Source organism: Reyranella sp. GW821-FHT12G01 (genome assembly GCF_058806575.1).
Genome location: NZ_JBXAPV010000001.1, coordinates 646466 through 671953 on the forward strand (window position 1 = coordinate 646466; position 25488 = coordinate 671953).

The following is a 25488-nucleotide window of genomic DNA, read 5'->3' on the forward strand; positions in this document are numbered from 1 at the left end:
CCGACCATCGTTGGAATACGGATCAGGTGAAAGAGCCAGTTTGGTGGAAAGAGACTGGACCAGTTGAAGCCCCGCACAACGCCTCGCTCCCGCCGCGCCCCGCCGCTCGGCCTGGCGCTCGATCCTTCCTCGCCCGAGCCGCTGCATCGGCAGATCGGCGAGCAGATGCGGCGCGCCATCCTCGAAGGGCGGCTGAAACCCGGCACGCGGCTGCCGTCCTCGCGGCTGATGGCCCAGGATCTCGACTGCGCGCGCGGCACGGTCGTGCTGGCCTTCGACCAGCTCGTCGCCGAAGGCTACGTCGTGAGCCAGGCGGGCTCGGCCATGTCGGTCGCGGCCAACCTGCCCAACGAGATGCTGGTCGTGCCGCGCACCGGCGCACCGGCCGAGGGCAGGGCGGTCGCCAAGCCCGCTGTCGCGCGCCGGACGCGCGCCCTGATGGCCCAGGAGCCAGCGCCCCTCTCGGGCGGCCTGCCGGTCGCTTTTCCCACCGGCCAGCCCGATCGCGAGGCCTTTCCCTTTGCGCTATGGGCCAAGCTGCTGGAGCGCGAATGGCGGCGGCCCGGCGCGGAGGAGGCCAGCGCCGCCCATCCGTTCGGCCATGCCGGGCTGCGCGAGGCGATCGCGACCTATCTCGGCGTGGCGCGCGGCTTCACGTGCGATCCGAACTCCGTCGTGGTCACGACCGGCATCCGTCATGGCCTGTCGCTGTTCGCCCAGGTCGTGCTCGACGCCGGCGATACGGCCTGGATCGAGGAGCCGGGCTTCATTGGCGTGCGGGAGTCGCTCGCGGCGTCGGGCGTCCGCGCCGTGCCGGTCGACATCGACGAAGCAGGGTTCTCGCCCGAAGCGGCGTTGGCTCTTGCGCCCGAAGCGCGTCTCGCGGTCGTGGCGCCGGCGCATCATTTTCCGCTGGGGGCGGTACTCAGCCTGCAGCGCCGTCTCGAGCTGCTGAACTGGGCGGAACGCACCAAGGGCTGGATCGCCGAGGACGATTTCGACGGCGAGTATCGCTACAGCGGCCGGCCGCTGGCGCCGCTGCGCGCGCTCGACCGGTCGGGCCGCGTCGCCTACTTCAGCAGCTTCTCCAAGCTGCTGTTTCCCGCGCTCCGTCTCAGCTTCCTGATCCTGCCCGCCTCGCTTGTCGAGGCCACCGAGCGGATCATGGACCGCGTCTCGGTGCGTGCGCCGCTGCTGGGGCAGGGTGCGCTGGCCCGTTTCATCGCCGAGGGCCACTTCGCCAGCCATCTGCGCCGCACGCGGCAGCTCTATGCCGGCCGCCGGCAGGCCCTGCTCGACGGCGCGGCGCGACATCTCGATGGGCTGCTGACCGTCGAGCCCGATCCCGGCGGCATGCATGTGATCGCCAGCCCCACGCCCCAGCTTGCGCCCCGCTTCGACGACGTCGCGGTGACGGCCGCCGCGGCGGCTGGGGGCCTGATCGTCCAGCCGCTGTCGGTCTGCTACGCCGGCCGTGCGCGGCAGCACGGGCTCATCCTGGGCTATGCCGGAACAGCCGAGCCTGAGATCGACCGGGCGCTGGTCAGGCTGCGCGAGGTTGTGCTCGCAGCGACTCAGCGCGGCAAGCGGGCACGCCCCGCCCTCTAGGGGCGCCATTCCAGACCGGGAATCCGGTGTTGTCATCCGATTGCATGACAAGAGACTTTTGCACGTCGTATAAAATTCGATTGCACCTGGAAATGGTCGCCGGTGCGATCGGGGGACGACTATGCGGATTGCAGGGATAAATCTTCTTGTCTGTGTCGCGTTGTTGGTATCGGGCTGCAGCGGCCAACAGCAGGGCCTGTTCCGGTCGGCGGCGAACCGGGTCACGCTCGCCAGTTCGCATCAGGCCTATCTGTTCCAGGCCGAGGTGGCGATGATGTTCCTGTCCTACGTCGCGACCGAAACGAGCGACCGCACGCCGGCGCAGGCGGTCGCCGCGGTGAGTGCGCTCAACGAGGCCTCTTTGGCAATCGACTGCATTCGAGGCGGGAACGCGCAGTCCGCTTGGAAGGCCGAGGACTGGGACGCCAACTGCGGCAACCCCGGTTATGCGGAGTTCTTCTACACCAAGCTGTTGACGGTGGCCCGTTCGGTGCTCGCTCTGGCGCGGGCGAGCCTGCCCGACGCCAGTCTCGGCAACCTTCTCGCGGCCCTGCCACAGGCAACCACCAATCCGCTTGCGCTCGTCACGCCACTGCTCGGTGTCGCAATGGATGCTGTTGTCATCCTGCCGCGCGGTGGCGCGGCTTACCTCGACTACCGGGACATCATCGTCGTCTCCTACTGCCGCAAGCTCGGGAACCCTACCGATTGCATGGAGACGGCGCTCGACAAGTTGAGAGGCAGCGTGAAGGAGGGGCAGGATCTCCAGATCGAGAGCGGATCGTTCGAAGCCGCGCGCAGCCTCACCAGGGTCAACTGCGAACGGCTGGCGGAGCGGGTCAAGTCGCCGGCGGGCGCGGTCAAGGTCGAATGCAAGCTGGGAGTTCGCGCAAGCTGACGGAGGTCGGCGACTCGGCTAGCCGGCGCGTGCCGCCTTCGCAGCTTCGAAGGCGGCCAGGCGTTCGGGGAGTTTGCCGAGAGAAGAACTCGCCGTTGAGGCTGCCGCCGGCTTGGGCAGCGTCTCGTAGAAATGACAGGCGACGCGATGGCCTTCGCCGGCGTCGCGCAGTTCGGGCTGTTCCTGTCGGCAGCGCGGCTGGGCGTGGATGCAGCGAGTATGGAAGCGGCAGCCCGGTGGCGGCGCAAAGGGGCTGGGCACGTCGCCGGCCAGCAGCACGCGTTCCTTGCGCACGCTGGGGTCGGGACGGGGAATCGCCGACAGCAGCGCCTGCGTATAGGGATGCAGCGGCCGGTCGTAGAGGTCGCGCTTACGCGCGATCTCTACGAGCTGGCCGAGATACATCACCGCGACGCGATCGCTGATGTGCTTCACCACGGCGAGGTCGTGGGCGATGAACAGATAGGAGAGGCCGAAGCGCTGCTGCAGGTTCTGCAGCAGGTTCACGATCTGCGCCTGGATCGACACGTCGAGTGCCGAGACGGGCTCGTCGCAGATGATGAGGTCGGGATTGACTGCCAGCGCGCGGGCGATGCCGATGCGCTGGCGCTGGCCGCCCGAGAACTGGTGCGGATATCGCCGCGCGTGTTCGGGCAGCAGGCCCACGACGTCGAGCAGCTCCTTGACCCGCGTCGCGCGCTCGGCCTCGGTGTGCAGATCGTGCACCGCCATCGGCTCGGCCAGGATCTCGCCCACCGTCATGCGCGGGTTGAGCGAGGCGTAGGGGTCCTGGAAGATGATCTGCATGTGGCGGCGCAGGCGGCGCAGCGACTGCTTGTCGAGGGTGGCGATCTCCTCGCCCTTGAAGCGCACCGAGCCCGCCGTCGGGTCCATCAGGCGCAGCACGAGGCGGCCAGTCGTCGACTTGCCGCAGCCCGATTCGCCCACCAGCGCCAGGGTCTCGCCGCGCGCGATCTCGAAGCTCACGCCCTCGACCGCGCGCACCATGCCGATCACCTTGCGGCGGATCAGGCCGCGGCTCACCGGGAAGTGCTTCACCAGCCCGTCGACCTGAAGGACGGGCGTCGGCTCCATGAGGCTCATGCCGCCCTCGCCAGTTCGACGGGCGCCTTCCAGCAGGCGACGCGATGCTGCGGTCCGAGGTCGCGCAATGGCGGCGGCTCGACATGACAGCGCGGATCGGCGAAGGGGCAGCGCGGTGCGAAGCGGCAACCCTTGGGCTGGTTGTTGGGGCTCGGCACCGAGCCTTCGATCGTCGACAGCCGCTCGCGGTCGACCTCGATGCGCGGGATCGAGCCCAGCAGGCCGATCGTGTAGGGATGCTGCGGATCGGCGAACAGCGCATCGACCGGCGCGCTTTCGACGATCTTGCCGGCGTACATCACCACCACCTCGTCGGCGATCTCGGCGATGACGCCGAGATCGTGGGTGATGATCAGCATCGCCATACCAAGCCTTCGCTGCAGGTCCTGCAGCAGGTCGAGGATCTGGGCCTGAATCGTCACGTCCAGCGCCGTCGTCGGCTCGTCGGCGATCAGGAGTGCTGGCTCGCAGGACAGCGCCATCGCGATCATGACCCTCTGGCGCATGCCGCCGGACAGGAGGTGCGGATAGTCGTCGACCCGCTGCTTGGCCGAGGGGATGCGCACCAGTTCGAGCATTTCGATGGCGCGGGCCTTGGCGGCCTGCGGCGACAGTTGCGTGTGCGCCATGATCGCTTCGACGATCTGCTGGCCGATCGTGTGGACCGGGTTGAGCGAGGTCATCGGCTCCTGGAAGATCATCGACATCTTGCCACCGCGCAGGCGACGGCGTTCGTCGGCGGAAAGGCCGAGCACGTCGCGGCCCTCGAACAGGATCGCCTCGGCCTCGACCTGGCCGGGCGGGCTTGCCACCAGGCCCATGACCGAGAGCGAAGTCACGCTCTTGCCGCAGCCGGATTCGCCGACCAGTCCGACCGTGCGGCCGCGACCGACGGAGAAGTCGATGCCATCGACCGCGCGAAACAGGCCGCGGTCGGTGTGGAAGTGGGTGCGGAGACCGCGGACCTCTAGGAGCTTTTCCATCAGAAGGAATAATCCAGGCCCTTGTAGAAGGTGTTCTGGTAGAGCATGTGCGGCCGCACGCCCTTCAGCTTCTTCAGGCTGGTCGTGTACATCGCGATGTTCATGACCGGCATCCAGAGATGCTCCTCGGTCACCCGCTGCTGGGCCAGCGCGTAGTACTTGGCGCGGTCGGCGTCGGAGATCGAGGCGCGACCCATCTTCAGGTACTCGTCGGTCTTGGCATCGTTCCAGTTCATGCGGTTGGGCGCCGGCATGTTCTTGGAATCGAAGTAGAAGTTCAGCAGGTCGCCGGACGAGATGTAGGGGAAGGTCACCGTCCACAGCTCGAAGTCCTGCTTGCCCATCTCGGCCGGTGCGATCGTCGAGTCGTAGCCCACGATCTTCCAGTCGACGCCGATCTTGCGCATGTAGCCCTGGATCGCCTCGGAGACGCGCGGGAAGTAGGCGACCTGGGTGAACAGGACCTTGGGCGCGAGCTTCACGCCGTCCTTCTCACGGATGCCGTCGCTGCCGACCTTCCAGCCGGCCTCGTCGAGCAGTTTCTTCGCCCGTTCGACATCCTCCTTGATGATGCTCTTGGTCGATTCGGCGAAATCGAGCGTCTTGGGATCGATGAAGGTGTAGGCGGGCTCGGCGTTGCCCAGCATGATGCCCTTGGTGATCTCGGCGCGGTTGATGGCGATGTTCATCGCCTCGCGCACGCGCTTGTCGGCCACCATCGGGCGCGTGGTCTTGTAGCCGTAGTACATCAGCTGGAAGTTGGGCTTGGCCTCCTGGACGTTGAGGTTGGGCGAGGCCTTGACCTGCTGGATGAACTGCAGCGGGATCTGGTGTGTGACGTCGAACTGCCCGCCCATCATCGCCGCCAGGCGGCTGGAATCCTCCGGTACGATCTTGATGCTGAGCTTCTCGAACTTCACCGGCCCCTTGTTGGCGTACATGGAGGGCCCCCATTTATAGGCGTCGTGCCGCTTCAGCACGATCTCGGTGCGGGGCTGCCAGCTCTCGAAGCACCAGGGTCCGGTGCCGTCGATCGCCTTGGTGCCGTAATCCTTGCCGAGCTGCTCCACGCTCTCCTTGTTGTGGATCGCCGTGGTGAACATGGTGAGCTGCAGCAGCAGGTCGGCGAACGGCTCGTTCAGCTCGTACTCGACCGTGTAGGGATCGGGTGCGCGCAGGTCCTTGATGTTGCCGGCGCGCCAGGCGAGCGGCGCCTTCAACTCGGGGCTGGTCAGCCGCTTGAAGGAGTAGATTACATCCTCGGCCGTGAACTTCTTGCCGCTGCAGAAGCTCACATCGTCGCGCAGCTTGAAGGTGTAGAGCTTGCCGTCGGGGCTGATCGTCCACGACTTGGCGAGGTAGGGAATCGCCGTCTTGCCGTCCCAGTCCATCGCCACCAGCGTGTCCTGGAACATGTTCACGATATCGGAGGTCGGCGACCAGGTCGTGCGCTGGCCGTCGTAATGCGGCGCGTCGAGAGCCTTCATCATCCGCAAGGTTTGCGCCTCTGCCACCGAGGAGAGACCTGCTACGCCGAGCAACGCTGCTACGCCCTTCAAGAAGTTACGCATCGTTTCCTCGCTCCGTTGTCGTTGTTCGTTCAGTGCGTCGCGTCGAGCCCCTTGTAGAAGGTGTTCTGGTAGATCATGTGCGGGCGGGCACCCTTCAGCTTTTTGCTCGTCACCTGGTGCATGTTGATGTTCAGCACCGGGATCCACAGATGCTCGCGCGTCACCTGCTGCTGCACCGCCGCGTAATACTTTGCGCGGTCGGCGTCGTTCAGCGCGGCACGGCCAAGGCGCAGCGTCTCGTCGGTCTCGTCGTTCTTCCAGTTCATCCGGTTGGGCGTCGGGATGTTCCTGGAATCGAAGTAGATGTTCATCAGGTCACCGGCCGAGAGATAAGGCACGGTCACCGACCAGATCTCGTAATCCTGCTCGGCCATCTTCACCGAGGAGATCGTCGAGTCCCAAGGCTGGAGCTGCCATGCCACGCCGATCTTGCGCATGTAGCCCTGGATCGCCTCCGCAACGCGGGCCGAGTTGCTCGACTGCGTGTAGTAAACCTTGGGCGCGAGCTTCACGCCGTCCTTCTCGCGGATGCCGTCAGCGCCGGGTTTCCAGCCGGCCTCGTCTAGAAGCTTCTTCGCCCGTTCGACATCCTCCTTCACGATCTCGCGGCTCTTGGGATCGAAGTCGAGCGCGTCGGGATCGACGAAGGTGAAGGCGGGCTCGGCATTGCCCAGCAGCACGCCCTTGGCGAGTTCGGCGCGGTTGATGCCGATGCTCATGGCCTCGCGGACGCGCTTGTCGGCCACCAACGGCCGCGAGGTCTTGAAGCCGTAGTAGAGGAGCTGGAAGTTGGGCTTGGCCTCGGTCACCGCCAGCATCGGCGCGGCTTTGGCCTGGGAGATGAACTGCGACGGGAATTGATGGGTGATGTCGAACTTGCCCGCCATCATCGCCGCGACCCGGCTGGAATCCTCAGGGACAATCTTGATGACCAGCTTCTCGAACTTCACCGGCCCCTTGTTGGCGTACATGGAGGGGCCCCACTTGTAGGCGTCGTGGCGCTTCAGCACGATCTCGGTGCGTGGTTGCCAGCTTTCGAAGCACCAGGGGCCGGTGCCGTCGGCGCCCCTGACGCCGTAATCCTTGCCCAGCTGCTCCACGCTTTCCTTGTTGTGGATCACGTTGGTGAACATGGTGAGCTGCAACAGCAGCTCGGAGAACGGCTCCTCGAGTTCGTACTCGACCGTGTAGGGATCAGGTGCGCGCAGCTCCTTGATGGTGCCGGCGCGCCAGGCGAAGGGGCCCTTGATCTCGGGGCTCTTCAGGCGCTTGAAGGAATAGACGACATCGTCGGCGGTGAACTTCTTGCCGCTGCAGAAGCTCACATCGTCGCGCAGCTTGAACGTATAGAGCTTGCCGTCGGGGCTCACCGTCCACGATTTGGCGAGATAGGGTATCGGCGTCTTGCCGTCCCAGTCGAGCGCCACCAGCGTATCCTGGAACATATTGACGATGTCGGAGGTCGGCCCCCAGGTGGTGCGCTGGGCGTCGTAATGCGGTGCATCGATCCCCTTCATCATGTTGAGGGTCTGCGCCGTCGCCGGATACGCAATACTCAACGCGAACGCTGCACTCAGAGCATGTCTGATCATGTCTGCAGCCTCGGATCGAGGACGTCGCGGAGTGCGTCGCCCAGAAGATTGGCGGCCAGCACGATCACGAAGATCATGAAGCTCGGGATCGTCGCGATATGCGGCGCCATGAACAGGAAATCGCGGCCTTGTGCGGCCATCATGCCGAGCTCGGCGGTCGGCGGCTGGGCGCCCATGCCGAGGAAGCCCAGCGCCGAGCCGATCAGGATGATCTGGCCGAAGCGCAGGGTCAGGAACACGAAGATGGTCGAGATGCAGTTGAGCGTCAGGTAGCGCCAGATCAGCGTCCGGTCGGAGACGCCGACGGCGCGGCCGGCCTCCATGAATTCCTGGCTCATGATGCCGATCGCGGCGCCACGCGCCACGCGCCCCACGTCCGGCACCGTCGCCACGACGAGCGCGATAACCACCGCGGTGAGGCCGGCGCCGAAGATCGCCGCCACCGCGAGGCCGATCAGGATCGCCGGGAAGGCCAGCATCACGTCGACCAGGCGCATGATCCAGCCGTCGAGGCGGCGGTGATAGGCCGCCATGATGCCGAGGAACCCGCCCAGGAAGCCGCCGAAGATGACGCCGATCAGGCCCAGCATCAGCGTGTTGCGCGAGCCGTAGATGACGCGGCTCAGTATGTCGCGGCCGGTATTGTCGGTGCCGAACCAGTGCTCGGCGCTGGGCGGCTGCATCACCTTGGTGAGGTCGGTGAGGTAGGGATCGTAGGGCGCGACCAGCGGCGCGAAGATGGCGGCGAGGCCGATCGTGGACAGCAGCAAGGCGGCCACGACCGCCACCTTGTCGCGCATCAGTCGGCGCAGGACGCCGGACCGCGAGAAGATGCCGTTTTCTTCGCTGCGGGCGGGGGCGGTGTTGAGGGCTTCGACGCTCATGACCGCTGCATCCTCGGATCGAGATAGACGTAGAGAACGTCGACGATCAGGTTGATCGTGAGGAAGGCGATCGCGAGGATCATGATCGCGCCTTGCGCGGTCGGGAAATCGCTCGACACGATGGCGCCGACCGCGAGCCGCCCGACCCCCGGCCACGAGAACATCGTCTCCGTGACGACGGCGCCGCCCAGCAGAAACGCCGCCTGCAGACCAATCAAGGTGACGACCGGGATCATCGCGTTGCGCAGCGCGTGGTGGATGATCACCACCGTCTCGCGCAGGCCCTTGGCGCGGGCGGTGCGGACATAGTCGGCGCCCAGCACTTCGAGTACGGCGGTGCGCGTCAGCCGCGCGATCGGCCCGATCAGCACGCTGCCCAGGGTGAGGGCCGGCAGCACGAGGCTCGGCAGGCCGCCGTCCCAGATCGGCCCGGTGCGGCCGGTGAAGGGGAACAGGCCCCACTGGAAGCCCATGTACTGAATGAGGACCAGGCCGATGAAGAAGACCGGCATCGACACGCCGGCGACCGAGACGGCCATGATCGCGCGGTCGACCAGGGTGCCGCGCCGCACGGCGGCCAGCGTGCCCAGGGTCAGCCCACAGGGAATGGCGATCAGCATGCCGCCCAGCATCAGCTCGACCGTCGGGCCGATGGTGAGCGCCAGTTCCTCGCTCACCATCTTGTTGGAGATGATGGAGCGGCCGAGGTCACCCTGCAGGACGCGGCCGATGTAATCGGCGAACTGGACGGGGATGGAGCGGTCGAGCCCGAGTTCGAGACGGATCGCCGCGATGGTCTCGGCCTTGGCATCCGGCCCGGCGATGATCATCGCCGGATCGGCGGGCACCACCTGCAGGAGACAGAAGCACAGGAAAAGAACCCCGAGCAGCGCGGGGAACGAGACCAGCAGGCGGTGGACAATCTGTCTTCCCATGCGCCGTCCTCGGACCGATTCGGCCAAGGGGAAGCGCGCCGGTTTCCCGACGTGTCTCGACGTTTCTCCCTGGCAGCCGCTGCTTCGGTCAGACCTGCGCGGCGTTCGTTATGCAGGGATAGTGCATGTGATTTTTGCCGATGTCACGCCCAGCCGCCGGCATGAGGCAGGACATGTCCGGTGATGAAGCCGGCACCGTCGGAGCAGAGGAAGCAGACCGTGGCGCCCAGCTCGTCGGATTTGCCGAGGCGACCGAGCGGGATCTGCGCTGTCATCTTGGCCATCGCCGCACTGTTGGCGAGCAGCGCCGGCGGGAAGTAGTCGGGGTTCTCGACATAGTTCGAACCGACCGCGTTCACCGTGATGCCGTCGCGCCCCAGTTCCTTGGCGAGCGAGGAGACGAGACCGTTCCCTGCCGCGCGCGCGGAGACATAGGGCGCATAGTTGGCGATGCCGCGCAGGGGTGCGGCCGAGGAGACGAACACGATGCGACCCGATTTGCGCTTGCGCATCGACGGCGCGACGAGCTGCGTCAGCCGGAACGGCGCCACGGCCATGACTTCCAGCGCGTCGCGGAAATCCTCGATGCGGGCTTCGCCGAGCGGCGCGCGCAGCGCCGGATAGGCGTCGTTGTTCACCAGAGCATCGATGTGGCCGTGCCGCTTCAACGCCAGCTCAACCATCGTGGCCGGCTCGGTCGCCGACAGGGCATGGGCGCCAGGAAACTCCGCCTCGTACTTGCGGCGCGCGCTGGGCGCCTCGAACGTCGGATCGTGCGCCAGGACGGTGGCGCCGTTGGCCAGGGCGACCCTTGTGGTGCCGTGGCCTGCGAATTTCTCGACGTTGGTGATCAGGATGACCCGGTCTTTCAGCAGCATGGCGATTCCTCTAGGTTGCGGCCCCATGGACCCAGCCTTTCCAGACGATCCTAGCGCAGCCCGTCCCGAGGGACAGGCCCCGGACGGCCGTGCGTCCTTCGGATTCCGCGACGTTCCGGCGGCCGAAAAGGCCGGGATGGTCCGCGAGGTCTTCGCCAGCGTGGCCCCGCGCTACGACCTGATGAACGACCTGATGTCGGGCGGCGTGCACCGGCTCTGGAAGAACACCATGGTCGACGTGGTCAATCCGCGTCCGGGCGAGAAGCTGCTCGACGTGGCGGGCGGCACCGGCGACATCGCCTTCCGTCTGTTGCGCCGGCAGGGCGAGCGCCCCGACGTCACCGTGTGCGACATCAATCCCGCAATGCTCGAGGTCGGGCGCGACCGCGCGGTCGATCGCGGCCTGTTGCAGGGGCTCACCTGGGCGACCGGCGATGCCGAGCACCTGCCGTTCCCCGATCGGTCGTTCGACGCTTACACGATCGCCTTCGGCCTGCGGAACGTCACCGACATCGACCAGGCGCTGCGCGACGCCCATCGCGTCCTGAAGCCCGGCGGGCGGTTCTACTGTCTGGAATTCAGCAAGGTGACTTCGGCGCCGGTTGGCCGCGTCTACGACGCCTATTCCGAACGCGCGCTGCCGTTTTTCGGCAAGGTCATCGCCAAGGACGCCGACTCCTATCGCTATCTGCACGAAAGTATCCGCCGCTTCCCGCCGCAGCGCGAGCTGGCGGCGCGGATGCGGGCCGCCGGCTTCGAAAACGTCTCGTGGCGCGACATGTCGCTCGGCGTCGTGGCGCTGCATCAGGGCTGGCGCATCTAGATGTTCCGCGCGTTTCGCAACGGCTGGCGCCTGCTGCGCATGGCGCTGAGCTTTGCCCGTCACGACGCGCTGTTTCCGCTCGAGACACTCGGCATCGCGCCGGCGCTGATCGCCTGGGCCCGCCTCTTCGCGCTGCGTCGCGATTCGCGGCGTCCCGGCGAACGGCTGGCGGCGGCGCTGCAGGACATGGGTCCCTCGTTCATCAAGCTCGGTCAGGCGCTGTCGACGCGCGCCGATCTCTTCAGCGAGGAAGTGGCCGCCGACCTTGCGCGCCTGCAGGATCACATCCCGGCCTTCTCCGGTGCCGAGGCGCGCCGCATCATCGAAAGCGAACTGGGCCAACCGCTTGGCGCCCTCTTCTCGGCCTTCGACGACGTGCCGATTGCGGCGGCGTCAATCGCCCAGGTGCATTTTGCGGTCACGACCGATGGCCGCGACGTCGCCGTGAAGGTGTTGCGGCCGGGCATCGCCAAGGCCTTCGAGCAGGATCTCGATCTCTTCTACTGGATGGCCGAGCTGGTCGAGCGCACCCAGCCGCGCTTCCGTCGCCTGAAGCCGGTCGAATCGGTGCGCGCCTTCGCCGACGTGGTGCGAGTCGAGATGGACCTGCGCATGGAAGCCGCGGCCGCCGAGGAGCTCGGTGAGAATTTCGCCGACGATCCGAATTATCGCGCGCCCAAGATCGACTGGGATCGCACCGCCGAGCGCGTGATGACGCAGGAGCGGGTCGACGGCATCTCGATCGGCGACCGCGACGCCATCATCGCCGCCGGTCACGACCCGCACGAGATCATGCGCAAGTGCGCCGAGGCCTTCTTCTATCAGGTGTTCCGCGACGGCTTCTTCCATGCCGACATGCATGGCGGCAACGCCTTCGTCGACCGCCAGGGCTGCATCGTGCCGGTCGACTTCGGCATCATGGGCCGGGTCGACGAGGACACGCGCGGCTATCTCGCCGAGCTGCTGGTCGCCTTCCTGCGGCGCGACTACCACGCCGTCGCAGAGGTCCAGTTCCGGGCAGGTTATGTGCCACCGGATCAATCGCTCGAAACCTTCGCCCAGGCCTGCCGCTCGATCGGCGAGCCGATCTTCGGCAAGCCCAGCCACCAGATCTCGATCGCCCGCCTTCTCGCGCAGATGCTGCGGGTCACCGAGCAGTTCGAGATGAGCGCGCAGCCGCAGCTCCTGTTGCTGCAGAAGACGATGCTGATGGCCGAGGGCATGGGCACCAAGCTCAATCCCGACGTCAACATCTGGGAACTGGCGCGGCCGCTGATCGAAGACTGGATGGTCACCCATTTCGGCCCGCGCGCCACGGTCGGCCGCGCCGTCGAGGACCTGGCCCAGGGCCTGCGCCGTCTGCCGCGCCTGATCGACAGCCTGCATCTCGTGGCCGAGCACGAGCGGCGCAAAGCCGAGCGCGATGCGCTGCAGCAGCCGCAATCCAGCCGCTTCCGGCCGCGTTTCGCCGAGGTCGTCGCCATCCTCGCCCTGATTGCGGCCATCGCCGCGTGGTGGCACTGACCCGTGACGACCGATCAGATCGTCATCGGCCTCGCGATCTTCCTGCTCGCCGGCACCGTCAAGGGTCTGGTGGGGCTCGGCCTGCCGGCGATCTCCATCGCGTTGATGTCGCTCTTCCTGCCGCTGTCGGAGGCGATCGCGCTGATTGCCCTGCCGACGGTCGTCACCAACGTCTGGCAGGCTTCGGTCGGCGGTAATTTCCGGCACATCGTGCGCCGCCAGTGGCCGTTGATCGTGCCGCTCGCCGTGGTCCTCTACCTGACGGTCTGGCTGGTCGGCCAGAAGGGGCCCGGCTGGGCCTTCATCGTGCTGGGCACGGTGCTGATCATCTACAGCACGCTCGGCCTGTTCCGTATTCGCCTCACCATCCATGAAGACCTCGAGAAGCCGCTGGCGCCGATCATCGGCGTCGTGTCGGGTTTCGTGGCGGGACTGGTGGGTGTGCCGATCGTCCCGCTGATGCCCTACCTGCAGGGGCTCGACATCAAGCCGGTCGAGCTGGTCCAGACGCTAGGGGTGGTGCTGTGCGCCACGTCCCTGACCCTGACGGCCTCGCTGCTCTTCTTCGGCGTGCTCGACGGGCCGCGCGCCATCGTCTCGGGGGCCGCCATCGCGCCGGCCATCGGCGGCATGTGGATCGGCCAGCAGATCCGCTCACGCCTCTCGGTCGAACAGTTCCGGCAGGCCGTGTTCTGGGCGCTGCTGGCGACCGGCCTCTATACTGTCGCCACCCGGCTCTTGTGATAGGCTGACGGCCATGTTGCACGGCAAGCGTATCCTGCTGATCGTCGCGGGCGGCATTGCTGCCTTCAAGTCGCTGGACCTGATCCGGCGGCTACGGGAACGCGGCGCGTCGGTGCGCTGTGTGCTCACCGAAACCGGCGCGAAGTTCGTGACGCCGCTGTCGCTGCAGGCCCTGACCGAAGACCGCGTCTACAGCGACATGTTCTCGCTGACCGACGAGAGCGAGATGGGTCACATCCAGCTTTCGCGCGACGCCGACCTTCTGGTCGTCGCACCGGCCACCGCCAACCTGCTGGCCCGCATGGCCGGCGGCATGGCCGACGATCTTGCTTCCACTGTTTTGCTCGCCACCGACAAGCCGGTTCTCGCCGCGCCCGCGATGAATGTGCGCATGTGGACGCATGCCGCGACTGTGGCCAACGTCGAGACGCTGAAGAAGCGCGGCGTCACCTTCGTCGGGCCGAACGAAGGCGCCATGGCCTGCAACGAATTCGGTGCCGGCCGCATGTCCGAACCGCTCGAGATCGTGGCGGCAATCGAGGCGATGCTGGTGCGCGACCAGCCGCTGGCCGGCAGGCGCGCGCTGGTGACCTCGGGCCCGACACGCGAGGCGCTCGATCCGGTGCGCTTCATCTCCAACCATTCCTCGGGCAAGCAGGGCCATGCCATCGCCGCGGCTCTGGCGCAGCTCGGCGCCGATGTGACCCTGGTGAGCGGCCCGGTCGCCGTGCCCGATCCGCACGGTGTGAAGGTCGTGAAGATCGAATCGGCCGACCAGATGCTGGAAGCCTGTCTCGGCGCCGGCGCGCTCGACATCGCTGTCTGCGCCGCCGCCGTGGCCGACTGGAAGGCGGCGAAGCCGGCCACCGGCAAGATCAAGAAGAAGGCAGGCGCCCCGCCGCCGGCGCTCGAACTGGCGCCCAATCCCGACATCCTGGCCACGCTCTCCGAGGCCGGCCCGAAGCGGCCGGCGCTGGTGGTGGGCTTCGCCGCCGAGACCGAGAACGTGGTTTCGAACGCCATCGAGAAGCGAGCCCGCAAGGGCTGCGACTGGATTGTTGCCAACGACGTGTCGCCGGCCACCGGCACCTTCGGCGGCGAGCGCAACACCGTGCACCTGATCAGCGCCGAGGGCACCGAGGACTGGCCGCCGCTGGGCAAGGGTGATGTCGCCATGCGGCTCGCCGGCCGGATCGCGCTGCATCTCGCGCAGGCAGGAAAGAAGCAGGCGGCGGAGTGAGGACCGGCCCACCGGGGGGTGGGCAGGGTTAACGGGTACAAACGAGGGGGCCGATGAAGGGAATCGAGAGCATCGAGATCGAAGTCGTGCGGCTGCCGCATGGGCGTGACCTGCAGCTTCCCGACTATGCGACCGCCTCCGCGGCCGGCGCCGACCTGCTGGCTGCCATCGACCAGGATATCGAGCTGGGGCCGCTGGAACGAAAGATCGTGCCGACGGGCATTTCGATCGCCCTTCCCGTGGGCTTCGAGGCCCAGGTCCGGCCGCGCTCCGGGCTGGCCGCCAAGCACGGCGTGACCGTCGCCAACGCCCCCGGCACCATCGACGCCGATTATCGCGGCGAGGTCGGGGTCATCCTGATCAACCTGGGCAAGGAGCCGTTCCGCATCGAGCGCGGCATGCGAATTGCACAGATGGTCATTGCACGCCATGCCCGTGCCGTCTGGCGAGAGGTCTTCACCCTCGACGAGACGGCGCGCGGCGCGGGCGGCTTCGGTTCGACAGGGGTAGCGGCCGGCTCCACCAAAAGGGCCTGATAGGGACGAGAGAACGGGATGCCTCGCCTTAGCAAGAAGACGATGTTCGCAATCGAGGCGGTCCTCGACGTGGCGTTCCACGTCGGCGAACACCCGGTGCGCAGCGGTGACATCACCGAGCGCCAGCGTATTCCCAAGCGATACCTCGAGCAGGTCCTGCAGCACCTCGTGCGGGCGGGCATCCTGGCCGGCAAGCGCGGCCCGCGCGGCGGCTATCGCCTGGGACGGGAGAGATCGACCATCACCCTGGGTGAAGTCGTCCGGGTGGTGCGCAACCTCGAGGTCGAGACGGAACCAAGTGACCCCTCGATCGGCTCGCCGCTCGCCCATGAGGTCGTCTGGCCGCTGTGGGAGAAGCTGCGCGAGGAGATGATGGCGCAACTCGACCGGGTCACCATCGAGGATCTCTGCCAGCAGGCCCGCTCGAAGGGGCTCAATGTTTCGGCAACGCTGCAGCACGCAGGCCACGCGACGATCTGATATACAGCTCCCCGGTTTTTATTCCGGAGGAGCAAGACATGGCCAAGAAGACCGCCGTTGCGAAGGCTAAGAAAGCCAAGCCGCTGCCGCGCAACAAGAAGCTCTACGACGAGGGCATGAAGATGCGCAAAGCCGTGCTGGGCGCGGCTTACGTCGACAACTCGCTGGCCGGCGCCGCGAACGACGAGTTCATGATGGCCTTCCAGGACATCACCACCGAATACTGCTGGGGCTATGCCTGGACGCGTCCGGGCCTGTCGAAGAAGAACCGCTCGATGCTGAACCTCGCCATGCTGGCGGCGCTCAATCGCGGCCCCGAGCTCAAGCTGCACATCAACGGCGCGCTGAACAACGGCCTCACCAAGGACGAGATCAAGGAGATCTTCCTCCAGGTCGCGATCTATTGCGGCATCCCCGCGAGCCTCGATGCCTTCAAGACGGCCAGCGGCGTGTTCAAGGATCGCGGCATCTGAGACATGGCCGAAGTTCGGCCGGCACGGAGCGGTGAGGCGGCAAGCCTCACCGCGCTCTGCCTGCGCTCGAAGGCCCATTGGGGGTATGACGCGGAGTTCATGCGACTCTGCGTGCCCTCGCTCACGGTCGAGGAACAAAGCATCGCCGAGGGCCGCGTGCTGGTGGCAACCGACGCGTCCGGCAGAACGGTCGGCACCGTCAGTGTCGGCCGCGACGGCGACGATGCCGAACTGGCGTTGATGTTCGTCGATCCGGTTTCCATCGGCAGCGGGACGGGGCGGCTGTTGTTCGAAGCCGCGGTCGCCCTGGCGCGGGAGCTGGGATACCGGCGCATGACCATTCTCGCCGACGTGAACGCCGCTCCTTTCTACGAGCGCATGGGCGCTCGCTTCCTGCGAAACGAGCCGTCGGATGCGATTCCCGGCCGCGTTTTGCCGTTCTATGAATACGATCTCATTGCAGGGGTTGAACCATGACCACGACGCTCACGCCTCCCGCCACCATCGCTTTCATCGGCCTCGGCATGATGGGTCGCCCGATGGCGAAACGATTGGTCGAGGCGGGCTTCACGCTGCGCGTGTTCGACGTCTCGCAGAAGGCGGTCTCCGATTTCGTCGGCGCCCATCCGTCGGCGCTGGCGACGGCGTCGGCGAAGGCGGCCGCCCAGGGCGCCGCGGCGCTGATCACCATGCTACCCGACGGCAAGATCGTGCGGCAGGCCGTGCTGGAGGGCCGCGATCCCGCAATCGAAGGGCTGGAGCCCGGCGCGGTGGTGATGGACATGAGCTCGTCCAACCCGGTCGACACCCAGAAGCTCGCGCGCGATCTCGCGGCCCGTGGCGTGGCGCTGCTCGATGCGCCGGTGTCGGGTGGCGTGAAGCGCGCGATCGACGGCTCGCTCAGCATCATGGTGGGCGGTGGGTCTGCCGATCTCGAAAAGGTGCGGCCGGTCTTCGGCGCCATGGGCAAGACGATCACCCTGTGCGGTCCCGCGGGCGCCGGTCACGCGCTGAAGGCACTCAACAACTATCTCTCGGCCGCAGGGCTGGTGGCGATGTGCGAGGCACTGGTCGTGGGCGAGGCATTCGGCCTCGATCCCGGCACCATGGTCGACGTCTTCAATACGTCGACGGGCAAGAGCAACGCCACCGAAGTGAAGGGCCGCCAACAGGTCGTCTCGCGCGCCTTCGCCGCGGGCTTCACCACCGCGCTGATGGCCAAGGACCTGCGCACCGCGGGCGACGTCGCTTCCCATCTCAAGCTGCATGTGCCCGGTCTCGAGCAGGCGGTGGCCTACTGGACCGCCGCCGATGGCAAGCTGGGCAAGGGCGCCGACCACACCGAGATCTTCCGCTACGCCGAGATGCTGGCCGAGGAGAAGTGACGGCGGAAGGGTCGTAAGCCGAGCTTCGCTCGCCTGTAACCCAATCCCCCGTGGCAGCCCGTCGCGACGGGCTGCCTTTACAGGGCCAAAATCGGCCCGTATATAAAGGTTACCTAGGGTCCTTGGCGTCGTCTCCCCGGCGGCAACTCGATAGGATCCCTTCCAGTACGACACAGCGCTGTTTTTCCAAGCTCGGCCGCCCGGTCGCTGCAAGCGCGTGCGTCATTTCCCCCACCAGATCGAAGACACATGAATCTCCAGGACCTCAAGAAGAAGAAGCCCCCCGAACTCCTGGCCTTTGCCGAAGAGCAGGGCGTGGAGGGTGCGGCGATGATGCGCCGCCAGGAGCTGATGTTCGCCATCCTCCAGAAGCTCGCCGCCGCCGACCAGGCGATCTTCGGCGTCGGCACCATCGAGGTGATCCCCGACGGCTTCGGCTACCTGCGCTCGATGGAAGCCAATTACCTGCCCGGCGCCGACGACATCTATGTCAGCCCCCAGCAGGTTCGTAAGTTCGGCCTGCGCACCGGCGATACGGTCGAAGGCGAGATCCGCGCGCCGAAGGATGGCGAGCGCTACTTCGCCATGGTGCAGATCAACAAGATCAACTTCGACGATCCCGATGCGCTGCGCCATCGCATCAACTTCGACTCGCTGACGCCGCTCTATCCCGACGAAAAGCTGAAGCTCGAGCTCGAAGGCGGCGCTGCCGTCATGGCGCCTGCCATCACCGAGGAAGCCGTCGGCGGTTCGAAGGCGACTTCGTCGGGCCGTGTCGGCACGCGCCGCACCGGCACGCTGACCAAGAAGGCCGGCTCGACGCCGCAGCAGCAGCTCGACATCTCGACCCGCGTGATCGACCTGATCGCGCCGATCGGCAAGGGCCAGCGCGCCCTGATCGTGTCGCCGCCGCGTACCGGCAAGACGGTGCTGCTGCAGAACATCGCGCACGCCATCACCGCCAACAATCCCGAGGTCTTCCTCATGGTGCTGCTCGTCGACGAGCGCCCCGAGGAAGTCACCGACATGCAGCGCACGGTGAAGGGCGAGGTCGTGAGCTCGACCTTCGACGAGCCGGCCAGCCGCCACGTCGCCGTCGCCGAGATGGTGATCGAGAAGGCCAAGCGCCTGGTCGAGCACAAGAAGGACGTGGTGATCCTGCTCGACTCGATCACTCGCCTCGGCCGTGCCTACAACACCGTCGTGCCGAGCTCCGGCAAGGTGCTGACCGGCGGTGTCGACGCCAACGCCCTGCAGCGCCCGAAGCGCTTCTTCGGTGCGGCCCGCAACATCGAGGAAGGCGGCTCGCTCACCATCATCGCGACCGCCCTGATCGATACCGGCAGCCGCATGGACGAGGTCATCTTCGAAGAGTTCAAGGGTACCGGTAACTCGGAAATCATCTTGGACCGCAAGGTCTCCGACAAGCGCACCTTCCCGGCGATCGACATCACCAAGTCGGGCACCCGCAAGGAAGAGCTGCTGGTCGACCGTGCGACGCTGTCGAAGATGTGGGTGCTGCGCCGCATCCTCATGCCGATGGGCGCGGTCGATGCGATCGAGTTCCTGCTCGACAAGCTGCGCACGGCCAAGACCAACCAGGATTTCTTTGGGTCGATGAATCAATAAGGCGCGCTACGCGCCTTATGGTGGGCGGCAGCGCTTGTAACCACGCGCGAGAGCCCACACGGCTCAGAACAGATAAGAATTCAAAGAGCGCCGCGAAAGCGGCGCTCTTTCGTTTTCACGGCAGGTCCCGAGCCTCCCGGCTCGACGCAAACCACAGCCACAGCGCCGCCTGCATCGCCAGCACCGCGACCGTCACGATCTGATGCGCTTCGGCACGCGGCAGGCCCTGCACCGCCTCCATCCAGGCCAATGCCGGTCCGATCGACGCCTGCAGAACGAAGGCGATCAGCATGCAGACGAGATTGATCGTGGTATTGACCCGGCCGGCGAGCTCGGGCGCGAAGGCACGCGTCACCAGCGCGTAGCAGACCACCGGCATGCCGCCGAACATGACGTAGGCGAACCACAGGAGCTTGGGCATCGCCGTGACGTTGAGGGCGATCGGTATGTGGATCGCGAGAAACAGCAGCCCGTAGACCAGAAGCACCCGGCCGCCGCGGATGCCGCGCTTGTGCAGGATGTCGACGATCATGCCGCTGAAGAAATAGCCGGGCACGATGGCGATCGAGAGCGCGAACAGCGCAACGCCGACCGTCGGCTCGTCGAGATGCGCCACGTCGCGCAGCCAGCCCGCCGCCCAGAAGCTCGCGTAGCAGATCCAGACGCCTAATGAGAAAGCAGGTGCGAGGGCTGCACTCCAGAACAGCCGTGTCTTCAAGATGCCGACCAAGCCCATGATCTCCTGGCCGATCCTGCCGCCGCCGGTACGCGCATAACGGGGCGCGGCGAAAAGCTGATAGAGCGCGACTGCGACGGTGATCGCGCCGAGACCCAGGAAGACCTGCCGCCAGTCGAAGTCGACCAGCAGCCACTGCACCGGCCGCGTCGCCATGGCGGCGCCCAGTCCGCCGAACGTCATCATCACTGCGTTGACCAGCGGCAGGCGGCCAATCGGCCAGTAGAGGACATTGGCCTTGAAACCGCACATCAGCGCGACGGACAGGCCAAGCCCGATCAGCGCGCGGCCGATGCTCAGTGTCACGACATCGTGTCCCAGGGCAAAGACGACGGCGCCAAGCGCAGTCACCAGCAACATCATGGGCGCAACGCGTCGCGGCCCGAACCGGTCGAGCGCCACGCCGGCCGGCAACTGGGCCAACACGAAGGCCGCGAGATACATCGAGGTCACGACGCCGATCGCGGCATCGTCGAGGCCGAGTTCGCTGCGCAGCGCCGGCGCCACCACGGCGTTCAGCGAGCGGAACAGGAAGCTCAGGAAGTAACCCAGCGCGAACGGCAGGAATGCCGTGAAGACGAGCCTCAAGATCGATCGCCCGTCCGCGCGAACACCGCGCTCGCGTGCACGATGCGCTCCTCGCCGACCTTCAGGTAGCAGTTGGCGAAGGCGAGACGCCCGCCGACCTTGTGCACGTCGACATGGGCCTCGACCCAGTCGCCGATCTTCGCCGAACCCGCGAAGTCGGTCTTCACGCTGGCGGTGACGATCAGCGGCGAGGGCGTCTGGCTGCGCGTCGTGCGATAGCCCAGCGAGATGTCGCACAGGGTCATCAGGATGCCGCCATGGGCGACGCCGCGCGCATTGGCATGCTTGGGCTGGATGCGCAGGCCGACGACAAAGGTGCCGTCGCCGTTCTCGCGATAGAAAAACGGCCCGTTGTGATCGAGGAACGGGCTCGTCCGGAACAGCGGCTTGAAGCCGTCCGGCGGATTGCTCTCGGTCGTCATGCGCCGAGATCGGCCGCAACGGCGCGGCGCTGCTCGACCGAGACGTCGACCTTGGGGCCGAACCACGCTTCGAAGCCCGGCCGGCCCTGGTGCAGCAGCATGCCGAGCCCGTCGACGCAGCGATTGCCGCGCGAGCGCGCGCTCGCCAGCAGGTGCGTCTCGAGTGGCACATAGACGATGTCGTAGACCGCCGCCTCGCGTGGCAACCTGGCGAGATCGATGTCGAGGGCCGGCTGGCCCTTCATGCCGAGCGACGTCGTGTTGACCAGCAGGGTCGCCCCCTTGAGCAGGCCGGCACGTTCCTCCCAGGAATCGACCACGATGCGCTGGCCGCCCGACGGCGTGAAGGCGACGCCGAGATCGACCGCGGTCTGCCGCGTGCGATTGACGAGGCGGAGTTCCGGCACGCCGGAATCGATCAGGCTGGCGACGACGGCACGCGCCGCGCCGCCGGCGCCCAGCACCACCACCGGACCGGCTTCGGGCGTCCAGTGCGGCGCGTTGTATTTCAGTGCTTCGAGGAAGCCGAATCCGTCGGTGTTGCGGCCTTCCAAGGTGCCGTCGGCCTGCTTCACCACCGTATTCACCGCGCCGATGCGGCGGGCCACCGGGTCGATGCGATCGAGGAACGGCATGATCTCGATCTTGTGCGGCAGGGTGAGATTGCAGCCGCGCGCATTCGGCGTGGCGCGCAGGAAGGCGACCAGCTCCTCCAGCGCCTCGCGCCGCGGTTCGACGGGCAGGCGGCCGTAATGGCCTTTGATGTGATGCTGCTTCAGCCAGTAACCGTGCAGCGCGGGCGAGCGCGAATGCTCGGCCGGCCAGCCGACGATGGCGGCGAACGGCCGACCGGCGGCCTCGGCGATCAGGGTGTCGTAAGCGCTCATCCGGCTTTCTCCAGACCGATGCCGTGTCCCGCGAGGAACGACAGCAGCGGCAACAGCGGCAGGCCGAGGATGGTGAAGTAGTCACCCTCTACCTTCGTGAAGAGATGCGCGCCCACGCCTTCTAGCTGGTAAGCGCCGACCGACGTGGTCACGACCTCGCCGGCACGCGCCAGATAGGCATCGAGGAAAGCGTCGGTCAGCGGCCGCATCGTGAGCCGCGCATGTTCGTTGCAATGCCACAGCCGCACACCGCCTTTGGCGACGACGACAGAGGAATGAAGCTCGTGGGTCTGGCCACCCAGTGCCAGCAGTTGCGTGCGCGCAGCCGCCAATGTGGGCGGCTTGTCGAACAGTCGTCCGTTGCAGGCCAGCGTCGAGTCCGCGCCAATCACCATCGCCTCGGGATGCCGCTTGGAAACGCGCTGCGCCTTCAGCTCTGCGAGAGTCTCGGCGATGTCCCGCGGCGTCGCCTTCTCGGCCGCGAGGCTCAGCTTCACCTCGTCCTCATCGACGCCCGACGTCTCGACCGTGAAGTCGAGGCCGGCATTCTGCAGCATCTGCCGGCGCGAGCGGCTGGCGGAAGCGAGGATCAGCATGGGCGTTACGCAGGCTCCAGGCGATAAAGGCCACCGCTGTCGGTATGGGTGACCAGATAGATGAGCCCATCGGGGCCCTGTCGTACGTCGCGGATATAGGGAAGCACGTCGACGAGCAACCGCTCCTCGCCGACATAGCGGTCACCGTCGAGTTCGATCCGATGCAGTGCGGTATCCGACAGCGCCCCGGTGAAGACCGAACCCTTCCAGCCGGGGAAGCGGTCGCCGGTATAGAAGGCGAGGCCGCTGGGCGAGATCGACGGCACCCAGACGCGCACCGGATCTTCCATGCCAGGCAGGCTCTTGTTCGGACTTATGATCGAGCCGTTGTAGTCGATGCCATGGGTGGCCAGCGGCCAGCCATAGTTGGCGCCGGCCTTCAGCAGATTGAGTTCGTCGCCACCCCGCGGCCCGTGCTCGGCCTCCCAGATTCGACCGGTGCCGGGATGCATGGCCATGCCCTGCGGATTGCGATGGCCGTAGGTGAAGATCTCCGGCCGTGCGCCTTCGCGGCCGACGAAGGGATTGTCGGGCGGGACCGATCCGTCGTCGCGCAGTCGCACGACCTTGCCGCCGAGATCGGCCAGGTTCTGCGCCCGCTGCATCTGATAGCGCTCGCCGCAGGTGACGTAGAGGAGCCCGGCGCGATCGAAGACGATGCGCGAGCCAAAATGCAGACCGCCGGACGTGCGCGGCAGGGCCTCGAAGATGCGCTGCAGGCCGACCAGCGCATTGTTGCGGAATTCCGCTCGCGCCAGCACTGTCGCGGCGCCGCCGTCACCCTCGCCCGAATAGGTGAGATAGAGCAGCGAATTGCGGGCGAAGTCGGGGTGCAGGCAGACATCGAGCAGGCCACCCTGGCCGCGCGCATAAACCTTGGGCATGCCGCCGACCGGCGCCCGTTCGAGCCGGCCGTTGGCGAAGATGCGCAGCCGGCCCGGCCGTTCGGTGATCAGGAGACGGCCATCGGGCAGGAAGGCCATGCCCCAGGGCTGTTCGAGGTCGAGGCTGAGCATCCTCAGGCTGTAGGAGGCCTTGGTGCTGCGCAGCACCTGCTGGGCATGTGAGACGGACGGGGCGATTGCGGGAGCCGCCAAAATGGCGGCACCGGTCGCGGTGAGAAGGCGGCGGCGTCCGATCAGGAGCTTCCTGGGCATAAACTCTCCTCGTGAAGGCCGCGCCGGGCTGGCGCCTGAAAGGCCGGGCACTATACTCGACGCCCGCAAGCGGGCGACGTTCCTCGGTCGCCGCTGCAAGGGGAGAAATTTCAGATGTCAAAGTCCATCCTGATTCATGAAAACGGCGGCCCGGAGAAGATGCAGTTCGAGGACGTCGAGGTCGGCAAGCCCGGTCCCGGCCAGGTCAAGCTGCGTCACACGGCGATCGGCCTGAACTTCATCGACGTCTACACCCGCTCGGGCCTCTACCAGACCCCGATGCCGAACGCGGTCGGCCGCGAGGCGGCGGGCGTGATCGTCGAGGTCGGCCCGCGCGTGAAGGGCTTCCGCAAGGGCGACCGCGTCGCCTATTGCGGCGTGCTGGGCGCCTACTGCCAGGAGCGCCTGATGGGCGTCGACCAGCTCGTGCACGTGCCGAAGGGCGTGAGCGACGAGCAGGCCGCCGCGATCATGCTGAAGGGCATGACCACCGAATATCTCGTCGACCAGACCGCCAAGGCGTGGCTGAAGAAGGGCGACACCATCCTGTTCCATGCCGCCGCCGGCGGCGTTGGCCTGCTGTTCGGCCAGTGGGCCAAGGCCCGCGGCTACAAGGTGATCGGCACGACTTCGTCGCCGGAGAAGGCCGCTCTCGCCAAGAAGAACGGCTACAAGTGGGTGATCGACTACACCAAGCAGGACATCGTCACCGAGGTGAAGAAGATCACCAAGAACAAGGGCGTGCCCGTCGTGTTCGACGGCGTCGGCAAGGACACCTGGGCCGCTTCGCTCGACTGCCTGCAGCCGCGCGGCCTGATGGTCTCGTTCGGCAACGCCTCGGGCGCCGTGGCGCCGGTGCCGATCGGCATCCTGAACGCGAAGGGCTCGCTCTACGTCACGCGCCCCAGTCTCGGCGCCTACACCGCGACCCGTGCCGATCTCGAAGCCAGCGCCCGCTCGCTGTTCAAGATGGTGAAGAGCGGCAAGGTGAAGATCTCGATCGACCAGCACTATCCGCTGGCCGAAGCCGCCCAGGCCCATATCGACCTGGAGAGCCGCAAGACCACGGGCCAGACCGTCCTGGTCCCCTGATCCTGCCGCAGGCGTTGCCGTAGATGGTCCCATAAATGGTCATCGTCGGACTGACCGGTTCGATCGGCATGGGCAAGTCGACCGCAGCCAAGATGCTGCGGGAGATGGGCGTGCCCGTGTACGACGCCGATGCCGCCGTCCATGCGCTGCAGGCACCGGGCGGCGCGGCGCTGCCCGGTATCGAGGCGGCGTTTCCCGGCGTCGTGAAGGCGGGCGTGCTCGACCGTCAGGCGCTGGGCGCGCGCGTCTTCGGCAACAAGGAGGCGCTGCGCCGGCTCGAAGCCATCGTGCATCCGCTGGTCCACCTGAAGCAGCGCGCCTTCCTTCGGCGCGCCGCACTGGCGGGCGAAAAGCTGGTGGTGCTCGACATCCCGCTGCTGTTCGAGGGGCTGGGCGAGCGGCGCGTCGACGCCACCCTGGTGGTGAGCGCGCCGGCTTTCCTTCAGCGCCGCCGCGTTTTGGCTCGCCCGGGCATGACCGTGGAGAAATTCGAAGGCATCCTGCGCCAGCAGGTACCGGACGCGCTCAAGCGCCGGAAGGCCAGCATCGTGATCCCGACCGGCATGGGTCTCGCCCCGACGCGCGTTGCGTTGGCCGTGGCCGTGGCCGAGTTGCGCGGCCTGCGCGGGGAGTTCTGGCCGCCCAATCCGTGGCGGGAAAAGTTCACAGCCCGGCTCGCGCGCGCCCGTCGCAAGTAAACAGGCAAATGGGCTAGAAGATCGG

Annotated in this window: 26 protein-coding genes; 14 read left to right on the forward strand and 12 right to left on the reverse strand. The window is 66.7% G+C overall.

What is annotated here, in order from left to right; genetic code table 11:
• The first annotated feature begins 63 nt into the window (after positions 1–63).
• Both pdxR and AC1RP5_RS03110 read left to right on the forward strand, forming a co-directional pair.
• The gene (gene pdxR, locus AC1RP5_RS03105; protein WP_493109110.1) at positions 64–1608 is read left to right on the forward strand and encodes a MocR-like pyridoxine biosynthesis transcription factor PdxR; all 1545 of its coding nucleotides are present in this window, start codon (positions 64–66) and stop codon (positions 1606–1608) included.
• A gap of 121 nt (positions 1609–1729) precedes the next feature.
• On the forward strand, positions 1730–2506 hold the full coding sequence (locus AC1RP5_RS03110) for a hypothetical protein (RefSeq protein ID WP_493109111.1): 777 nt from the start codon (positions 1730–1732) through the stop codon (positions 2504–2506).
• Positions 2507–2524: 18 nt separating this feature from the next.
• Here AC1RP5_RS03110 and AC1RP5_RS03115 read toward each other — a convergent pair whose 3' ends face one another.
• The 7 genes from AC1RP5_RS03115 to AC1RP5_RS03145 form a co-directional block, all read right to left on the reverse strand.
• Entirely contained in the window at positions 2525–3610 is a 1086-nt protein-coding gene (locus AC1RP5_RS03115) for an ABC transporter ATP-binding protein (RefSeq protein WP_493109112.1), read from the reverse strand.
• A complete protein-coding gene (locus AC1RP5_RS03120; RefSeq protein ID WP_493109113.1) occupies positions 3607–4593 on the reverse strand; it encodes an ABC transporter ATP-binding protein in 987 nt (328 codons plus the stop codon). The genes AC1RP5_RS03115 and AC1RP5_RS03120 overlap by 4 nt, the downstream gene beginning before the upstream one ends.
• Positions 4593–6164 (reverse strand): ABC transporter substrate-binding protein, encoded by a 1572-nt coding sequence (locus AC1RP5_RS03125; protein ID WP_493109114.1) that lies wholly within the window; start codon positions 6162–6164, stop codon positions 4593–4595. The genes AC1RP5_RS03120 and AC1RP5_RS03125 overlap by 1 nt, the downstream gene beginning before the upstream one ends.
• 29 nt (positions 6165–6193) lie before the next feature.
• A complete protein-coding gene (locus tag AC1RP5_RS03130) occupies positions 6194–7756 on the reverse strand; it encodes an ABC transporter substrate-binding protein (RefSeq protein WP_493109115.1) in 1563 nt (520 codons plus the stop codon).
• A complete protein-coding gene (locus tag AC1RP5_RS03135) occupies positions 7753–8640 on the reverse strand; it encodes an ABC transporter permease (RefSeq protein ID WP_493109116.1) in 888 nt (295 codons plus the stop codon). The genes AC1RP5_RS03130 and AC1RP5_RS03135 overlap by 4 nt, the downstream gene beginning before the upstream one ends.
• Complete coding sequence (locus AC1RP5_RS03140) at positions 8637–9575, reverse strand: ABC transporter permease (protein ID WP_493109118.1); 939 nt, start codon at positions 9573–9575, stop codon at positions 8637–8639. Before AC1RP5_RS03140 ends, AC1RP5_RS03135 begins: the two co-directional genes overlap by 4 nt.
• A gap of 143 nt (positions 9576–9718) precedes the next feature.
• Positions 9719–10453, reverse strand: coding sequence for an SDR family oxidoreductase (locus tag AC1RP5_RS03145; protein ID WP_493109119.1), 735 nt, complete (start codon positions 10451–10453; stop codon positions 9719–9721).
• A 25-nt stretch (positions 10454–10478) separates the two neighbouring features.
• Here AC1RP5_RS03145 and ubiE point away from each other — a divergent pair, with 25 nt between their 5' ends.
• From ubiE to rho, 10 genes are all read left to right on the forward strand, one after another.
• Positions 10479–11276 carry a bifunctional demethylmenaquinone methyltransferase/2-methoxy-6-polyprenyl-1,4-benzoquinol methylase UbiE gene (gene ubiE / locus AC1RP5_RS03150; RefSeq protein WP_493109120.1) on the forward strand — a complete coding sequence of 266 codons (798 nt, stop codon included), beginning with the start codon at positions 10479–10481 and terminating at the stop codon, positions 11274–11276.
• The gene (ubiB, locus tag AC1RP5_RS03155) at positions 11277–12800 is read left to right on the forward strand and encodes a 2-polyprenylphenol 6-hydroxylase (RefSeq protein WP_493109121.1); all 1524 of its coding nucleotides are present in this window, start codon (positions 11277–11279) and stop codon (positions 12798–12800) included.
• 3 nt (positions 12801–12803) lie between these two features.
• Positions 12804–13544 (forward strand): sulfite exporter TauE/SafE family protein, encoded by a 741-nt coding sequence (locus AC1RP5_RS03160; protein ID WP_493109122.1) that lies wholly within the window; start codon positions 12804–12806, stop codon positions 13542–13544.
• Positions 13545–13557: 13 nt separating this feature from the next.
• Positions 13558–14784 (forward strand): bifunctional phosphopantothenoylcysteine decarboxylase/phosphopantothenate--cysteine ligase CoaBC, encoded by a 1227-nt coding sequence (gene coaBC / locus AC1RP5_RS03165; protein WP_493109123.1) that lies wholly within the window; start codon positions 13558–13560, stop codon positions 14782–14784.
• Positions 14785–14837: 53 nt separating this feature from the next.
• Entirely contained in the window at positions 14838–15320 is a 483-nt protein-coding gene (gene dut, locus AC1RP5_RS03170) for a dUTP diphosphatase (RefSeq protein WP_493109124.1), read from the forward strand.
• 18 nt (positions 15321–15338) lie between these two features.
• Positions 15339–15800, forward strand: coding sequence for an RrF2 family transcriptional regulator (locus tag AC1RP5_RS03175; protein ID WP_493109125.1), 462 nt, complete (start codon positions 15339–15341; stop codon positions 15798–15800).
• Between the two features lie 38 nt (positions 15801–15838).
• On the forward strand, positions 15839–16273 hold the full coding sequence (locus AC1RP5_RS03180) for a carboxymuconolactone decarboxylase family protein (RefSeq protein ID WP_068195818.1): 435 nt from the start codon (positions 15839–15841) through the stop codon (positions 16271–16273).
• Between the two features lie 3 nt (positions 16274–16276).
• Positions 16277–16750 (forward strand): GNAT family N-acetyltransferase, encoded by a 474-nt coding sequence (locus AC1RP5_RS03185; RefSeq protein ID WP_493109126.1) that lies wholly within the window; start codon positions 16277–16279, stop codon positions 16748–16750.
• A complete protein-coding gene (locus AC1RP5_RS03190; RefSeq protein ID WP_493109127.1) occupies positions 16747–17658 on the forward strand; it encodes an NAD(P)-dependent oxidoreductase in 912 nt (303 codons plus the stop codon). Before AC1RP5_RS03185 ends, AC1RP5_RS03190 begins: the two co-directional genes overlap by 4 nt.
• Positions 17659–17907: 249 nt before the next feature.
• Positions 17908–19287 (forward strand): transcription termination factor Rho, encoded by a 1380-nt coding sequence (gene rho, locus AC1RP5_RS03195; protein ID WP_493109128.1) that lies wholly within the window; start codon positions 17908–17910, stop codon positions 19285–19287.
• Between the two features lie 115 nt (positions 19288–19402).
• Here rho and AC1RP5_RS03200 read toward each other — a convergent pair whose 3' ends face one another.
• Genes AC1RP5_RS03200 through AC1RP5_RS03220 form a run of 5 tightly spaced genes read right to left on the reverse strand, consistent with a single transcriptional unit; the run spans position 19403 to position 23673 of the window.
• Entirely contained in the window at positions 19403–20611 is a 1209-nt protein-coding gene (locus AC1RP5_RS03200) for an MFS transporter (RefSeq protein WP_493109130.1), read from the reverse strand.
• Positions 20608–21033: a PaaI family thioesterase gene (locus tag AC1RP5_RS03205; protein WP_493109131.1), complete on the reverse strand. Its 426-nt coding sequence runs from the start codon at positions 21031–21033 to the stop codon at positions 20608–20610. The genes AC1RP5_RS03200 and AC1RP5_RS03205 overlap by 4 nt, the downstream gene beginning before the upstream one ends.
• A complete protein-coding gene (locus AC1RP5_RS03210; protein WP_493109132.1) occupies positions 21030–21920 on the reverse strand; it encodes a shikimate dehydrogenase in 891 nt (296 codons plus the stop codon). The genes AC1RP5_RS03205 and AC1RP5_RS03210 overlap by 4 nt, the downstream gene beginning before the upstream one ends.
• Positions 21917–22516: a Maf family protein gene (locus AC1RP5_RS03215; RefSeq protein ID WP_493109133.1), complete on the reverse strand. Its 600-nt coding sequence runs from the start codon at positions 22514–22516 to the stop codon at positions 21917–21919. The genes AC1RP5_RS03210 and AC1RP5_RS03215 overlap by 4 nt, the downstream gene beginning before the upstream one ends.
• 5 nt (positions 22517–22521) lie before the next feature.
• A complete protein-coding gene (locus AC1RP5_RS03220; RefSeq protein ID WP_493109134.1) occupies positions 22522–23673 on the reverse strand; it encodes a PQQ-dependent sugar dehydrogenase in 1152 nt (383 codons plus the stop codon).
• A 114-nt stretch (positions 23674–23787) separates the two neighbouring features.
• Here AC1RP5_RS03220 and AC1RP5_RS03225 point away from each other — a divergent pair, with 114 nt between their 5' ends.
• Together AC1RP5_RS03225 and coaE are read left to right on the forward strand one after the other, a co-directional pair.
• Positions 23788–24765 (forward strand): quinone oxidoreductase family protein, encoded by a 978-nt coding sequence (locus AC1RP5_RS03225; RefSeq protein ID WP_493109135.1) that lies wholly within the window; start codon positions 23788–23790, stop codon positions 24763–24765.
• A 35-nt stretch (positions 24766–24800) separates the two neighbouring features.
• Positions 24801–25463: a dephospho-CoA kinase gene (gene coaE / locus AC1RP5_RS03230; protein ID WP_493109136.1), complete on the forward strand. Its 663-nt coding sequence runs from the start codon at positions 24801–24803 to the stop codon at positions 25461–25463.
• Positions 25464–25488: the final 25 nt, after the last annotated feature.

Coding starts and splice junctions, on each gene's coding strand:
- AC1RP5_RS03220 (WP_493109134.1), bottom strand. CDS start 23,673: ATGCCCAGGAAGCTCCTGATCGGACGCCGCCGCCTTCTCACCGCGACC.
- AC1RP5_RS03190 (WP_493109127.1), top strand. CDS start 16,747: ATGACCACGACGCTCACGCCTCCCGCCACCATCGCTTTCATCGGCCTC.
- AC1RP5_RS03135 (WP_493109116.1), bottom strand. CDS start 8,640: ATGAGCGTCGAAGCCCTCAACACCGCCCCCGCCCGCAGCGAAGAAAAC.
- coaE (WP_493109136.1), top strand. CDS start 24,801: ATGGTCATCGTCGGACTGACCGGTTCGATCGGCATGGGCAAGTCGACC.
- AC1RP5_RS03180 (WP_068195818.1), top strand. CDS start 15,839: ATGGCCAAGAAGACCGCCGTTGCGAAGGCTAAGAAAGCCAAGCCGCTG.
- ubiE (WP_493109120.1), top strand. CDS start 10,479: ATGGACCCAGCCTTTCCAGACGATCCTAGCGCAGCCCGTCCCGAGGGA.
- ubiB (WP_493109121.1), top strand. CDS start 11,277: ATGTTCCGCGCGTTTCGCAACGGCTGGCGCCTGCTGCGCATGGCGCTG.
- rho (WP_493109128.1), top strand. CDS start 17,908: ATGAATCTCCAGGACCTCAAGAAGAAGAAGCCCCCCGAACTCCTGGCC.
- AC1RP5_RS03205 (WP_493109131.1), bottom strand. CDS start 21,033: ATGACGACCGAGAGCAATCCGCCGGACGGCTTCAAGCCGCTGTTCCGG.
- AC1RP5_RS03215 (WP_493109133.1), bottom strand. CDS start 22,516: ATGCTGATCCTCGCTTCCGCCAGCCGCTCGCGCCGGCAGATGCTGCAG.
- AC1RP5_RS03185 (WP_493109126.1), top strand. CDS start 16,277: ATGGCCGAAGTTCGGCCGGCACGGAGCGGTGAGGCGGCAAGCCTCACC.
- AC1RP5_RS03130 (WP_493109115.1), bottom strand. CDS start 7,756: ATGATCAGACATGCTCTGAGTGCAGCGTTCGCGTTGAGTATTGCGTAT.
- AC1RP5_RS03175 (WP_493109125.1), top strand. CDS start 15,339: ATGCCTCGCCTTAGCAAGAAGACGATGTTCGCAATCGAGGCGGTCCTC.
- AC1RP5_RS03210 (WP_493109132.1), bottom strand. CDS start 21,920: ATGAGCGCTTACGACACCCTGATCGCCGAGGCCGCCGGTCGGCCGTTC.
- AC1RP5_RS03140 (WP_493109118.1), bottom strand. CDS start 9,575: ATGGGAAGACAGATTGTCCACCGCCTGCTGGTCTCGTTCCCCGCGCTG.
- dut (WP_493109124.1), top strand. CDS start 14,838: ATGAAGGGAATCGAGAGCATCGAGATCGAAGTCGTGCGGCTGCCGCAT.
- coaBC (WP_493109123.1), top strand. CDS start 13,558: ATGTTGCACGGCAAGCGTATCCTGCTGATCGTCGCGGGCGGCATTGCT.
- AC1RP5_RS03120 (WP_493109113.1), bottom strand. CDS start 4,593: ATGGAAAAGCTCCTAGAGGTCCGCGGTCTCCGCACCCACTTCCACACC.
- AC1RP5_RS03115 (WP_493109112.1), bottom strand. CDS start 3,610: ATGAGCCTCATGGAGCCGACGCCCGTCCTTCAGGTCGACGGGCTGGTG.
- AC1RP5_RS03110 (WP_493109111.1), top strand. CDS start 1,730: ATGCGGATTGCAGGGATAAATCTTCTTGTCTGTGTCGCGTTGTTGGTA.
- AC1RP5_RS03125 (WP_493109114.1), bottom strand. CDS start 6,164: ATGCGTAACTTCTTGAAGGGCGTAGCAGCGTTGCTCGGCGTAGCAGGT.
- AC1RP5_RS03225 (WP_493109135.1), top strand. CDS start 23,788: ATGTCAAAGTCCATCCTGATTCATGAAAACGGCGGCCCGGAGAAGATG.
- AC1RP5_RS03145 (WP_493109119.1), bottom strand. CDS start 10,453: ATGCTGCTGAAAGACCGGGTCATCCTGATCACCAACGTCGAGAAATTC.